The 12,945-nt window shown below is 70.7% G+C and carries 12 protein-coding genes and 2 pseudogenes; 5 read left to right on the forward strand and 9 right to left on the reverse strand.

Going from position 1 to position 12,945, the window contains the following annotated elements:
* Positions 1-177: 177 nt before the first annotated feature.
* Both AWQ70_RS17475 and AWQ70_RS38990 read right to left on the reverse strand, forming a co-directional pair.
* On the reverse strand, positions 178-2,964 hold the full coding sequence (locus AWQ70_RS17475; protein ID WP_067177244.1) for a DUF7824 domain-containing protein: 2,787 nt from the start codon (positions 2,962-2,964) through the stop codon (positions 178-180).
* A complete protein-coding gene (locus tag AWQ70_RS38990; RefSeq protein WP_157530126.1) occupies positions 2,961-3,143 on the reverse strand; it encodes a hypothetical protein in 183 nt (60 codons plus the stop codon). Before AWQ70_RS38990 ends, AWQ70_RS17475 begins: the two co-directional genes overlap by 4 nt.
* 191 nt (positions 3,144-3,334) lie before the next feature.
* On the opposite strand from AWQ70_RS38990, the gene AWQ70_RS17480 reads away from it, so the two are divergent.
* Positions 3,335-4,120, forward strand: a complete 786-nt coding sequence (locus tag AWQ70_RS17480) for a helical backbone metal receptor (RefSeq protein WP_084517256.1) — start codon at positions 3,335-3,337, stop codon at positions 4,118-4,120.
* On the opposite strand, the gene AWQ70_RS41260 is transcribed toward AWQ70_RS17480, so the two are convergent.
* The gene (locus AWQ70_RS41260) at positions 4,102-4,329 is read right to left on the reverse strand and encodes a hypothetical protein (protein WP_245647009.1); all 228 of its coding nucleotides are present in this window, start codon (positions 4,327-4,329) and stop codon (positions 4,102-4,104) included. The two genes, AWQ70_RS17480 and AWQ70_RS41260, sit on opposite strands and share 19 nt — an antisense overlap.
* Positions 4,330-4,404: 75 nt before the next feature.
* Here AWQ70_RS41260 and AWQ70_RS37735 point away from each other — a divergent pair, with 75 nt between their 5' ends.
* Genes AWQ70_RS37735 through AWQ70_RS17490 form a run of 3 tightly spaced genes read left to right on the forward strand, consistent with a single transcriptional unit; the run spans position 4,405 to position 6,531 of the window.
* Positions 4,405-4,803, forward strand: a complete 399-nt coding sequence (locus tag AWQ70_RS37735; RefSeq protein WP_245647023.1) for an FAD-dependent oxidoreductase — start codon at positions 4,405-4,407, stop codon at positions 4,801-4,803.
* The gene (locus tag AWQ70_RS41265; RefSeq protein WP_245647024.1) at positions 4,704-5,273 is read left to right on the forward strand and encodes a hypothetical protein; all 570 of its coding nucleotides are present in this window, start codon (positions 4,704-4,706) and stop codon (positions 5,271-5,273) included. The genes AWQ70_RS37735 and AWQ70_RS41265 overlap by 100 nt, the downstream gene beginning before the upstream one ends.
* A gap of 16 nt (positions 5,274-5,289) precedes the next feature.
* Positions 5,290-6,531, forward strand: a complete 1,242-nt coding sequence (locus AWQ70_RS17490) for an SNIPE associated domain-containing protein (RefSeq protein WP_245647010.1) — start codon at positions 5,290-5,292, stop codon at positions 6,529-6,531.
* 27 nt (positions 6,532-6,558) lie between these two features.
* Here AWQ70_RS17490 and AWQ70_RS17495 read toward each other — a convergent pair whose 3' ends face one another.
* From AWQ70_RS17495 to AWQ70_RS17515, 6 genes and pseudogenes are all read right to left on the reverse strand, one after another.
* Positions 6,559-7,338, reverse strand: coding sequence for a hypothetical protein (locus AWQ70_RS17495; RefSeq protein ID WP_084517260.1), 780 nt, complete (start codon positions 7,336-7,338; stop codon positions 6,559-6,561).
* A gap of 21 nt (positions 7,339-7,359) precedes the next feature.
* Positions 7,360-7,857, reverse strand: a complete 498-nt coding sequence (locus AWQ70_RS17500) for an HAD domain-containing protein (RefSeq protein WP_067177249.1) — start codon at positions 7,855-7,857, stop codon at positions 7,360-7,362.
* Positions 7,854-9,055: pseudogene (locus AWQ70_RS17505) on the reverse strand (IS256 family transposase). Before AWQ70_RS17505 ends, AWQ70_RS17500 begins: the two are co-directional and overlap by 4 nt.
* A 202-nt stretch (positions 9,056-9,257) precedes the next feature.
* On the reverse strand, positions 9,258-9,863 hold the full coding sequence (locus AWQ70_RS17510) for a class I SAM-dependent methyltransferase (RefSeq protein WP_067177250.1): 606 nt from the start codon (positions 9,861-9,863) through the stop codon (positions 9,258-9,260).
* Between the two features lie 308 nt (positions 9,864-10,171).
* A pseudogene (locus AWQ70_RS42390) lies at positions 10,172-10,384 on the reverse strand (putative endonuclease domain-containing protein); the annotation flags it as partial.
* A 516-nt stretch (positions 10,385-10,900) separates the two neighbouring features.
* Positions 10,901-11,908, reverse strand: coding sequence for a GlxA family transcriptional regulator (locus AWQ70_RS17515; protein ID WP_067177252.1), 1,008 nt, complete (start codon positions 11,906-11,908; stop codon positions 10,901-10,903).
* A 96-nt stretch (positions 11,909-12,004) separates the two neighbouring features.
* Between AWQ70_RS17515 and AWQ70_RS17520 the strand changes: the two genes are divergently transcribed.
* Entirely contained in the window at positions 12,005-12,823 is an 819-nt protein-coding gene (locus AWQ70_RS17520) for a dienelactone hydrolase family protein (RefSeq protein WP_245647011.1), read from the forward strand.
* Positions 12,824-12,945: the final 122 nt, after the last annotated feature.

Here is a 12,945-nt window from a genome sequence, read left to right on the forward strand (position 1 = left end):
TTACCGGCAGTTCCCGGCGGCCATGATCGCGCCGCCGGCCGGCACCGTACCAGTCGGGCACGTCACGCGCTTCGCCGAGCCGACGGGCGACCAGGCTTCGCGGCACACCGCGCCACGCGCTGGCGACCGCCCGGCCGCCGCGGGAGGGGCGGCCGGGCCGCCTCCGTGAGACCGGCCTTACGGCGCCTCCAGTTCGTGGGTCGCGCCGAGCCGCCGGTGCAGGAGCTGGGCGGCGCGGACGAATCCGCTCGTACCCTTGCGCCCGGCGATCTCGGCGACGGCCGGGAGCGTGTCACGCGCGTCGGCCCAGCGCGCGGCCTCGACGGCGAAGGTGAGCGCCTGGGTGTGACCGGAGTGCGGCCGCTCGCCCGGCCCGGGCAGGTAGACGGGCAGCAGTCCGGCCATGATGTCCCAGACCTCGCGGTGCGCGCCCTTCCTCGCGCAGTCCTCCAACGACGACATCACGTCGCTCGGCCTGACCGACATCCTCCGGAGGACGAGGCCGAGTTGCCTGCCGCACTCCGTCGCGGGCAGGTGGCCTGCGGCGGCCGCCCGCAGCAGCAGCTCCTGTCCGCGCTCAACCGACCCGTACCAGCCGCGCTCGGCCAGCAGGACGGCGACCAGCACGGCCACCCCCTCGCCCATCGGTCCGTCCTGGTGGAACAGCTCGCCCACGTACTGGTGGAAATAGTCGGGCCTGCCCCAGCCGTCGAGCAGGAACGGCAGGAGATGCATGGCCACCGCCTCCCGGTCGGAGGGCAGCATGAGCCGCCAGTACGCCATGTAGGCACCGTGGCCGTGCCACCGGGAGGAGGGCGGGTCGGCCAGGAGCGCGTCGACGAGTGCGAGCCCTGTCGGCTCCAGCCGGATCCGGGGGCGCAGCCTGGGGTTGAGGTTGGCCGGCTCGCGGTCGTCGGCGTAGTCACCTCCGGCGTGGAACCAGTCCACCCTCATCGCGGGCTCGGGCCGTTCTTTCAGCCAGCGCGCCAGCGTCGCGCCCGCCTCGGAGGTCAGCCTCGCCGCGCGGTCCGCCACGCCGGGATCCACCTCGCGCGGCAGCCGCAGCAGCGCCTGCTGCAGGTCGGCGGGGAGCGCCCGTACGCCCGCCCGTTCGTAGCCCTCCAGGCGGGCGACCAGCTCGGCGGGCTCGATGTGGCCCGAGGTGAGGGTCGGGGTGGCCAGCAGGTACGGCGGGAGCGTCCCGGCCTTCAGCGCGGCGTGGATCTCGGCGCAGCGCAGGAGCATGGCCCGGTGCGGCAGTGAGACGGTGTTCGGGCCGAGCAACCGGTCGACGTCGGCCTCGACGGACCCACCGGCGGCGTGGGGGCGGGCGGGCTCGGGGGCGGGCGGTTCCTGGCCGGGGGCCGCGGCCTCGCGCAGCAGCGCCTCCACCCACTCCTCCGGCCGGGACCAGTGGCGACCGGACAACCCATCCCCGCCGTGCTCTGGGTCCTTGGGGCGCGGCGCCTTCCTGGCCGCCGGCTCGCGCACGAACCCGTCGAGCCAGCGCTCGACGGTGACGACGTCGTCCAGCTCGGCGTACGTGCCGGCCAGGTCGCCGAGCGCGGGCGGGAACGGCTTCCGGACGGGCGCCTCGAACGACGGGAGCGGGACGGCCCGGAAATCGTCGGCCTCCGCCAGGAGACTGTCCACCTCGCCGTACGCCTCGGACAGACGCGCCGCCAGATCCGCGGGCAGCACGGCCGCCGCCTCGCGTACGGCCTCGGCGCCGACGGGCGAGAAGCGCGACGCGTGTTTGACGGCCAGCCGTACGGATCGTTCCTGGACCTCGAACGACTCGGACAGGAACGCGGAGGCGAGCGCGGGCGCGAGATGGTCGAGATCGTCGCCGGCGTCGCGCGCGGCCCGGTCGAGCCAGGTCAGCCCGGCGCGCACCAGTTTTCCCTCGGCGCGGAACAGCAGCGCCGACAGCGCCTCGTTGACCTCGTCACCGCTCAGGCCGCCGGCACGGCGCAGCTGCCTCAGGGCCAGCTCGGCCACCGGCCCCGGCGCGGCAGGCAGCAGCCGCAGGTAGTCGCGGGAGCGCTCCTGGCGGGGCTCGGGGTCGAGCAGGTCGTGCAGCCGGACGAAGAAGCGCAGGTCGGGGGCGTTGCCGCCGAGCAGGAACCGCCGGACGCAGCCGTCGATCAGAACGTCGCGGCCGACGCGGCCGGCGTCGGCCAGGTCGCGGAGCGAACGCAGCCAGGAGGGCTGGTCCGGGGCCCATTCGGGCGGGTCGGCACGGTCCTCACGCAGTGCCCGGCCCACGCCCTCGGCCTCGAAGATCCGGGGCAGCAGGTGCTCGGTGAGCGGATCGTGTTCCAGAGCGGGCGGGGCGGACACCCAGGCGACCACGAGCGGGTCGTGGGCGGGCGGGACGGCCCCGGTGCGGCGCAGCAGCTCCAGCGCCAGTTCGGCGCTGTCGTCCCTGGCCTGCGCCCGGCTGCCGCGCAGGCGCAGGGCCAGCCGTACGGCGAGATCGGCCTGCCACTCGGACGGGCGGGCGGCGATGACCTGGAGCAGCGGGCGGAGGTCGCGCGACGTCCGGCCGCGGGCGAAGTCTCGCCGGTAGAGCCAGGTGGCGACGGCCGCCGCGCCGCCGATCGTGCCCGCGCCGGCGACCCGCATGGGCTCGACCCAGCGCTCGCGCTCGCTCCAGTCGACCCAGTATTCGCGCCGCTGATGCTCTCTCAACCACCAAGTGTGATGGGCCTCGTCGCTGGAGGCGCCGCGCGCCATCTCGGCGCGGACGAACTTCTTCCTGTCCCGTTCCCCGGCCAGGGTGGCCTCGGCCCGGCGGCGTTCGTACCGCTCCAGGGCGTCCTGGCCGGCGGAGCCGATGTGGCCGGGCAACTCGCGGGCCACCTCCCGGCGGCCGGCCTCGTCGAGGCTCAGCACCTCGTCCGCCATCAGGGAGGCGTCACCGTCGGCGATGATCTTGCGTACTCTCTCCCAGGCGCTCATGCGCTCGCCTCCACGCCGATGGGGGCGCCGGCCGGGACGGTGGTCGTACGGTCGCCGACGTGGTGCGGGCGGTCGTGGGGGCCGGGCGGCACGCGGCCGCCGGACGCGAACGGCGCCAGGCGAGAGCCGCCGGATATGGGGGGACAGACGTTGGAGCACGCCTGCGAGGCAGTCGTCATGCGGCAGACGGTAGAGATCGCCTCCGACAAACCGCCACGCGAGCCGCGCCCGCACGGCTGCCGGGCGATCGGCCGGTGGCCCGCCATCGGGCGTCGCGCACGGACACGGCCCCGGAACCGGGCACGCGCACACCCCGCCGCGCGGTTTCCCGGCGGGCGGGGGCGTGGCGTGGCTTCTAGGATTACCGGGCATGACGGACAGCCGGATGGAGCGTGACGACCGCGGCCACCTCGTCGCCGTTCCCGCGCGGGTGCGCCGCGTCGTCTCCCTCGTCCCCTCGCTGACCGAGGCCGTCGCCGCCACCCGGCGGGACGTCCTCGTCGGGGCCACGGAGTGGTGCTCCCATCCCGCCGACCTGGCGGTCACCCGGGTCCGGGGGACGAAGAACCCGGACCTCGACACGATCCGCCGGCTTCGGCCGGACGTCGTCCTGGCCAACTTCGAGGAGAACCGCGAATCCGACCTCGGCGCGCTGCGCGCCGCGGGCATCGCGGTCTGGACGACGGTCGTCCGCAGCGTGGGCGAGGCCCTGACCTCGCTGGACCGGATGCTCACCCTCGCATGCCGGCTTCCCCGCCCCGCGTGGCTGGACGAGGCCGAACGGGCGTGGGCCGTACCCGTGACGCAGGCGCGGCGCCGGGCCGTCATCCCCGTGTGGCGGCGCCCCTGGATGGTCGTCGGCCGGGACACCTTCACCGGGGACGTGCTGGCGCGGCTGGGCGTCGACAACGTCTTCGGCCGCCACGGGGAGCGGTATCCGAAGATCCCGATCGCCGAGATCCTGGCCGCTCGGCCCGAACTGGCCGTGTTGCCCGACGAGCCGTACCGCTTCACGGCGGACGACGGGCCGGAGAGCTTTCCGGGCGTCGACGCCGCGCTGGTCAGCGGCCGCCATCTCACCTGGTACGGGCCCTCCCTGACCGAGGCGCGGCGCGTCCTCGCGGACCAACTCGGGCTTCAGGGCGCCGACGGTTGACGCGGCAGGTCACCGCGGCGCGGCGTCGACGGCCGCGCTTCCGGGTGGGCGGAGCCCCTTGACATGAAGCTCTTGGACGACCAGCGTTTCGCGCCGGCGCCACCCTTGCCGCCGATTCGGTAGAGGATGGGGGGCTTGGGCATGCGGATGTCGTACGGGGCGCCGACCTCGGCGAAGGTCTGCTCGGTGATGCCGCCGAGTTCCAGCACGATGGCCCCGTTGTTGATTCTGAAGCCGTCGACGTCCGGCTCACCGACGGGACTGTGCTGTCGGCCGACCTGGTGGTGCCCGGGATCGGAGCGGTGCCCGCCACCGACTGGCTCGCCGGGTCCGGGCTGCCCCTGGACAATGGCGTCGCCTGCGGCCAGAACCTGTTCACCGGAGTCCCCGGCGTGTACGCCGCCGGGGACGTGGCACGTTGGCACAACCCGATGTTCGACCGGCTCATGCGGTTGGAGCACTGGACGAGCGCGGTCGAGCAGGGGGCGGTCGCGGTGCGCTCGACCCCTGCAACGCCAAGCCCTACTCCACCGTGCCGTACTTCTGGTCGGACTGGTACGGCTCGCGAATCCAGTTCGTCGGAATCCCGGCCGCGGGCGAGATCCGTGGGATCGACGGAGACCTGGGCGGGGACCGCTTCGTCGCTCTCTATCGAGAAGGCGACCGCCTGGCCGGAGCTCTGACGATGAACGGTCAGGCCCAGATCATGAAGTACCGCGGGCGTATTGCCACGCTCAACCAGTTCCGCCGTGCTGCCTGTCAGCCAAGCCCCTGGCAGCCCAGGCGTGCGTCGTGCCGCTTGTGCCGGACGCGTGCGGTGCTCACGGTTCGATCACATTTGCCTGTGGCCGCCGGATGTGCGTGCACCTCTATCAGCCGGCGGCCGTCCTCCTTCTCGACCGGTGTGACCAGCCGGGTTGACGCGAGGGAGGGTGCTGATGACGGAGTACCGGTTCAACTCGCCGCCGGGGTGGCCGGCCCCGCCTCCTGGGTGGCGGCCTCCTCCTGGGTGGCAGCCGGACCCGTCCTGGCCACCGCCCCCGGCGGGCTGGCAGTTCTGGGTGGCCGACGCCCCACCCGCTCACGCCCCCGTTCCGCCGCCTGCTCCTGCTCCTGCTGGGCCGACCGGCCGTCACGCCATGCCGGTCCGTGAGGCTCCCGTAGTTCCCGTGTCGGAACGTTCCGGCGGCGGGCTGTTCGGCGGCAAGAAGCGGCTGGAGGCGGAGAACGCCCAACTGCGGGAGTGGGTCGAGCGGCTCGGTGGCCTGGACGCGATGCAGATCACCGCCGCGACCGAGCAACTGCGCGGGGAGCAGGCCCGATTGCAGGCGGCGATCCAGGACGCCGATCACCGGCTGAGGAAGATCGAGGCGCAGGTCGTGCAGACCGAGGACGTCGCCCTGCTGCAGGAGGCCGGCGTCTATGAGTACCAGCATCCCCTCAGCGACGCAGTCGCGTACAAGGCGAAGCTGGCCGAGGTCAAGGACAAGATCAAGAGCATGGCCCGCGCCGGGCAGGCTGTGCTGGGCGCGACGAACTGGACGGTCAACGGTTCCGCTGCCGAGGGGCGGCGGATGGTGCGGGACTTCTCCAAGCTGATGCTCCGCGCCTACAACGCCGAGGCCGACAACTGCGTACGCACGATGCGGCCGTACAAGCTGCAGTCGGCGATCGACCGGCTGAGCAAGGCCGGCGAGGCCATCGTCAAGCTCGGCAAGACGATGCACATCCACGTCAGCGACGACTACCACCGCTTACGGGTGTACGAGCTGCAGCTGACCGCCGACTACCTGGCCAAAGTCGAGGAGGAAAAGGAACAGGTCCGCGCCCAGCGGGAGCGGCAGCGGGAGGAGGAGGCCGCGCGCCGGGAGTTCGAACGCGAGAAGGCCCGCCTGCGCAAGGAGGAGTCCCACTACCGCACCGCGCTGGCCAAGCTGCTGGCGAACGGCGACACGGCGGGCGCGGAGGAGTTGAAGGCGAAGCTGGAGGAGATCGGCGCCGCGGTCGCCGATGTGGAGGCGCGCGAGGCCAACATCCGGGCGGGCTATGTGTATGTGATCTCCAACATCGGCGCGTTCGGCGAGAACGTCGTGAAGATCGGCATGACCCGGCGGCTGGAGCCCGAAGACCGGGTGCGCGAGCTGGGGGACGCCTCGGTGCCGTTCAAGTTCGACACCCACGCACTGATCTTCAGCGACGACGCCGTCTCCCTCGAAGGCCGGCTCCACGACGAACTGCGCGAGCGGCGCGTCAACAAGGTCAACCCCCGCCGTGAGTTCTTCTACGCCACACCAGCGGAGGTCCGCGACCTGCTGGAGAAGATCGCCGGCCAGCACCTGCTGGAGTACCGCGACGTGCCCGAGGCGTTGGAATGGCGACAGTCGGCCCACGGCACTGCACCCGCAGTCTGAGGCCTGCAGGGCGGGAGGATCGACTGGTCAGTGTGGCCAGGGGAAGCCGAGGCGGTCGGCATAGTCTGGGTGACCGCCGACGACCCTGGCCCAGGTTTTAGGGTCGGTGCGCTGGAGGCGGTCGGCCAGATGAGCGACCTGGGCGTCGAGGTCGCTGTCGTCGATCGGGATGACCCATTCGAACTGGAGCCACGGATCGTGGTCATCCGGCGATGAAGGGCGGCGCGGGTACCGGAAGAACATTCTGATCCTGTCCTGCTCCCCGTTATGCGCGAACACGCCCCAGAAATCGCAGTGCCAGGCCGAGAGCAGTCCCGGCTCGTCCCGTAGGCGCCGGTCGAACTCGCGGGCCAGGCCGCGGGCGGGCCATTCCGATCCGTGGTCGCGTCCGGCCCGGGCGATCGTCGCTGCGTACTGTTCCGCGTGGAAGCGGAACGGCGGCAGCGTGACCGTTCCGTCGGGATCGCGCCAGTCGCGCCAGACGACGGTGTCGCCGTCGCGCACGATGGTGACGTAGAGGGCTCCGCAGCAGCCCTCGGTGCAGTACGCCTCGGCCAGCCGTACCTCGTGAGGCCGGTCGGTGGCCTCCGGAGCGCCGAGCAGATCCTCCGGCTGGTACGGCAGGCCCTTGCGGAACGCTTCCGCGATCACCGGTCGGCCGTTCACCAGCAGCCGGGTCTCGACCGGGCCGGGCCGCAGGGGATCGGGGACGGCGACATGGATGGCCAGCCGGTCGTGCCCCGCCTCGTCCGGCGATGCCAGGTCGGGGAACGATCTGGCGATGGCACGGGCCGGAGTAATTGTCAAATTCTGTGGATCGCGGGTGATTCACAAGGATCGAAGCCATTGATCGAGGGCTACGAAGTCTTCGTCGGCGAGTCCCCTGTATGACTCCACGTGGTGAAGGAGAGCCCGACCGCTATGGTGCGCGGAGACCCACTCCCTATCGGCGTCGGTGATCTCGTCGTCGACCCAGGCGAACGGGCGTCCGGCCGCCCAGTTCACCACGGTCCGTGTCTTCCAGCAGAGCCCGAACCATTGGTCCTCACGTTTGTGGTGGTCGGTTGGCTCCGGCCAGCTCACGACAGGCAGTCGCGGCAGCCCGATCCGGGGCGCTATCTCGCCATTCGCCTCCTCTTCCCAGGTTGTCGCCCAGACGAGTTGGCAGGGCAGCGCTGCCAGCCGACTCCCCATCTCGGAGGTGAGCCGCGCCAAGCGCGAGTCCGGCGTAGTACCCCGCGGTGCGCGTTGCGGATCCTCGCCGAAGGGGAGAAGCGGTCCGTCGACGTCGAGGAAGAGCAGCGGGCGTTCGGCATGATCGGTCATGCTGCGCTGACCTCGTCACGTTCGATGAGCACGCCGCGTTCGAAGCGGGCTCCGGCACGTACGAGAGCCATCAGGTGAGGTGCGTTGACCGCGCGCCAACGGGCCTGGGCCGACTCGATCAGCTTGAACGCCATGGCCAACCCGGCCGCCCGCGAGCCCGGCCCCTTGGTGACCTTGGTGCGGTGCCGGACGGTTGCGAACGTCGACTCGATCGGATTCGTCGTGCGCAGATGGATCCAGTGCTCGGCCGGGAAGTCGTAAACGCCAGCAACTCCTCGACGTCATCGACGACCTTGGCCACCGCCTTGCCGTACTTGGCGCCGTAAGCCGCCCGGAACGCCGCCACCGGCGCGTGCTCCTTGTCCTCGGCGTTCCAGATCTCCGCCAGCGCCTTCTTCGCTCCTGGGTGCGCGGACTTCGGCATGGCCCCGAGAACGTTTGCGATCTTATGAAACCAGCACCTCTGGCCTCTGGTCTGCGGAAACACCTCACCCAGCGCGCCCCAGAACCCCAGCGCGCCATCCGCAACCGCCGGCACCGGAGCGCACATGCCGCGGCGTTTGGCATCGCGCAGCAGGTCCGCCCACGACTCGGTGGATTCGCGGTAGCCGTCGGCCAGCGCGACGAGCTCCTTACGGCCGTCGGAGCGCACCCCGATCATCACCAGCAGGCACAGGCGCTGTTCGTCCAGGCGGACATTGACATGGATGCCGTCGGCCCACAGGTAGACGTAGTCCACGCCCGACAGGTCCCGGGCGGCGGATGCGCGCTGCTCGGCTGTCCACTGCTCGGTCAGCCTCGTGATCACCGATGCCGACAGGCCGGCCGTCGAGCCGAGGAACCGCCCGAGCGCGGCGGTGAAGTCGCCGGACGACAGTCCGTGCAGATACAGCAGCGGCAGCACCTCGCTGACCTTAGGCGTCTTGCGGCACCACGGCGGCAGGATGGACGAGGCGAACCGCTTGCGCTCGCCGGTGACCGGATCAGTGCGCTTGTCGTTGACCCGGGGCGCGCGAACCTCGATCGCGCCGGCCGCGGTCAGAACCTCGCGCGGGGCGTGGGAGCCGTTGCGCACCACCAGGCGACGGCCGCCTGCGTCGCGCTCGTCGGCGAAGGCGGCGATATAGGCGTCCACCTCGGCCTGCAAAGCGGCGGCCAGCATACGGCGGGCGCCCTCGCGAACGATCTGATCGATCAGCGCGGCTGAGTCGGTCGCCGGGTGGCTGTCGTCGGAGGGGAGATCAGGGACTACGGTGAGCGGCACGGGTGTGCCTTCCCGACCGACGCGGCAACGTCGGCCTTATCTCGAAACCATCATCGGGTGATCCGGGAAGGTACACCCCTTCCCGGCGATCCACAGGTTTCGATCATTGCTCCTCAGCCCATCCTCAGCCGCCGTGTCAGGCAGGGCGGAGGAGAGCAACCAGGAAGCTCGAGTCATCCCTGAACGGACGCAGGTCCCAGGTGGACAGCAGCAGGTCGGGTTCGAGCGCGCAGGCCGCCGCGTCCACAAAGAACTCGCTGAACTCGTAACCGCGGCCGACGCCGAAACCGACAATGGCCCGGCCCCCAGGTGCGAGGTGCGCACGGAACCGTCTCAGCACTTCACGACGCGTGCTTGGCGCGAGGAACGTCATCACGTTCCCAGCGCAGACGATGGCATCGAACAGCGTGGTGATGCCCTGTGCGGGAAGGTCGAGTTCGGCCAGGTCGCCAACCAGCCATCGTGGCCCGGGGTGGTCCTGCTCGGCGGCCTCGATCAGAGCCGGGTCGACATCGACGCCCACGACGTCGTGGCCGGCCTCGGCCAACGCGCCACCGACCCGGCCGGACCCGCAGCCGGCGTCGAGGATGCGGGCGCGGCGCGCCACCATGGCGTCCACAAGGCGGGCTTCCCCGGCGAGGTCGTCACCGGCGCGCGCCATGGAACGAAATCGCTCGATGAACCAGCTGGAGTGATCAGGGTCGGCGGCAACCTTCTGCATCCAGATGCTCTGTTCAACCATGCCTGCATTCTCCCGGACCGGAGGAGGCGATTCGCGACCACCGAACGGATGCCCACTGCCTGCACAACACTTGTGAGCAACCCCAGCAGACTCGGCAATCGGCGGAGATCCAGTTTCGACGGATGGATGTGGAAGATCACCTGTCTACTGGATCTCCGATCCCGTGTCTGGGGAACTCACATTCTTGACAGCTTCACGAGCGCCTTGACTACCCGGCCTCGGGGCAACATCCGCCGCACCCACAGCTCGTCATTCACCCGTGGACCCTTCTCACGAAGATCACCGTCTTCGAGTCCGTCCCAGCCGTCCTATGCAGACAGGGCCACAGCGCTCCACGTCGAAACCGAGACGTCTTCCCCGTCGGGCATGACCTTGCCGGGCCGAATGCCCCGCCGGTCGAACTCAGCGCACAAAGGCTCCAGCGCAGCATCCGGGTCGAAGTAGAACTCGCTCTCGCGAATCCGCCAGAACCGCCAGTCTGCCCGCTTGAGTTCGCGCTCCCGGTCCAGGTCGGCCGCGCGCTGTTCCGGCGTAGCGTCCGGTCCCCTTACCCAGCTTGCCGATGTGGTCCTGGTAGGCGCGTAGTGCCGTGGTCTGCCGGGCGTTCATCCGACTCCGTGCAGCCTGCCATGCCTGCTCGGCGGCGAGCTCCGCGGTCAGCCGCATCTCCCCTGCGGTGGCGGCCTCGAGCTCGCTTCCCAGCCGCTGTTCGAGGCCCGGCCGCCGCTGCTGGGTGAAGACCGTACGCGCCTTGGCCCATGCCCAGGCGCGATCCCAGGTGGTGAAATGAGAGTGCCATGCGCCGGCTTCTGTGAGCAGAGTCGGCAACGCCGGGGGGATGATGGATCCTCCCGGCATCTCCTCCGCGCAAGCCGCCCTGTTTCAAGCGTTTCCTGCTTTCCAAAGCGGGACCGACGGCGAGTCGATACGTCGATGTCACGCAGAATGCGACCCCGCGGCGATGAGCAGCCCCTCGCGTTCGGCCGGTGACGCACACGCCGACCTGGAGAACCGCCGTACGGCGGGCAAGATCGTTCTTATCCCTTGGCGTGGCCCGCTTCGCGAACATGAGCAGGCCGGCGGAACGTGGCGCGGTAGTCCCGCGGCCGCTGGCCCGTGTGCCGGGCGAAGATGGCGCTGAAGGTGCTCGTGTCCGCGTATCCGAGGTCGGCGGCGATGCGCGCGACGGTCCGGTCGGTCGTCTCCAGCAGATGACGAGCCCTGCGGACCCGAGCGGATTGCAGGTACGCCAGCGGGGTCTGGCCGGCCTCCTCACCGAAGCGGCGGAGCATGGTTCGCGTGCTCACGTGAAACGCTTCGGCGAGGATGGACAGGTCGTAGCGCGCCCCGAGATTCTGGTCGAGCCACCGCTTCACCGCGAGTGAGAACTCACGGCCGACGGCGGGCATCAGCGCCAGGTCGACGTAGGGAGCCTGGGTGGAGCGTGCGTCGTCGACGAGCGCGATGCGTGCGGTGCTGCGGGCGACGCGGGGGCCGTCGTGCTCACGGATCAACTGGAGTGCGAAGTCGTACATGGCGCTGAAGGCGGCGGTCGTCGTCACACCGCGATCGGTGACCACGAGGTGCTCGGGGCGCACCTTCACGTCGGGGTAGCGACGGGCGAGCTGGTCCGCGAACAGCCAGGACGTCGTCGCCTCGCGCCCGTCGAGCAGGCCGGCCTCGGCGACGAGGAAGGCGCCGACACAGATCGACACGACGGCGATGCCGGAGGCGGCCTGCGACCGGATCGACGCCACTTCGGGCCTCAGGTTCGCGAGCGTCGCGTCGAGATCGAGCTTGGGCGAAAGCTCGAAACCCGGCACGATCAGGACGTCGACGGGGCGCAAGGCCGTGGCCTCGATGGCCCGGCCGCCGGACACGACCACCCGCCGCCGGGGCGAGACGACGGACACCTCGTGCGGCGGTCGATCCGCCCCTTGCGCCGCCGCGATGTGATCGGCCATGAACAACAGGTCGGGGATCCCGAACACCTCTGAGGCGAAGCAGCCGGGATACGCCAGCACGCCCAGGCGCAGCGGTTTCATGGCTCCTCCAACTCCCCACGGCGGTGGCGGTATCGCCGCTCCATATGGCGATATCGCCACTTCTCGTGGGGACAGTGTCCCAGCACACTCTCGATCATGACAACGATGCGAACGCGGCGCGACGACCCCTTGGACGACTTCTCCCGGAGAGTCGTCAGCGTCGATGACGTCAGCAAGACCGTGTACGTCGCCGGGACAGGACCCGGCGTCGTCCTGATGCCCGAGATGCCGGGCATCAGCCCCGACGTCGCACGGTTGGCACGCTGGGTACGCGATGCCGGCTTCTCCGTGTACCTGCCCTCTCTCTTCGGCGTCGACGGCGCCTACCCGACCACCGAGGCAGGCGAGGCGGTCGTCCGGCGCGCATGCGTCAGCGCCGAGTTCCGCGCGTTCGCCGGGGGCGGCACCAGCCCGGTCGCGGCGTGGCTGCGCGGCCTCGCGCGCATCGCGCATGCGGAGTGCGGTGGGCCGGGGGTCGGCGCGGTCGGGCTGTGTTTCACCGGTAACTTCGCGCTGACCATGGCACTCGAACCGGCCGTCATCGCCCCGGTCGTCAACCATCCCTCGCTGCCGCTCGACGACCCCGGGGGGCTGGAGATCGGAGACGAAGACGCGGCCGCCCTGGCCGAACGTGTCGAACGAGACGGGTTGAAGGTGCTGGCCTACCGCTTCGACGACGACAGGTGGTGCACGGGCCGGCGGTTCGCGGCCTACCGAAAGCTACTCGGAGAAGCGTTCGACGGCCGTGTGCTTCCCGCCGACGTGGCGAACACGAACCCTCCACCCTTCTTCCGCGACGTCGTCGGGTGTGCTCACAGCGTCACTACGGCACATCTCGTGGACGAGCAGGGTCACCCGACGGTGCGCGCCCGTGACGAGATCATCGCCTTCCTGAAGGAGCGGCTCAGGGGGTGACGCGCGTGCGGCCTCCGACTGGTCCAGGTCCAGGCCGGACAGTTCGGCGCGGGGTAGCCCGCCGCCGATCCGACCCCGTGCGCTGTCGCCGACCGCGGAAGGTACGCCGCAGGTCGTCGCCC

The organism is Microtetraspora niveoalba (assembly GCF_001570405.1).
GTDB lineage: Bacteria > Actinomycetota > Actinomycetes > Streptosporangiales > Streptosporangiaceae > Microtetraspora > Microtetraspora niveoalba.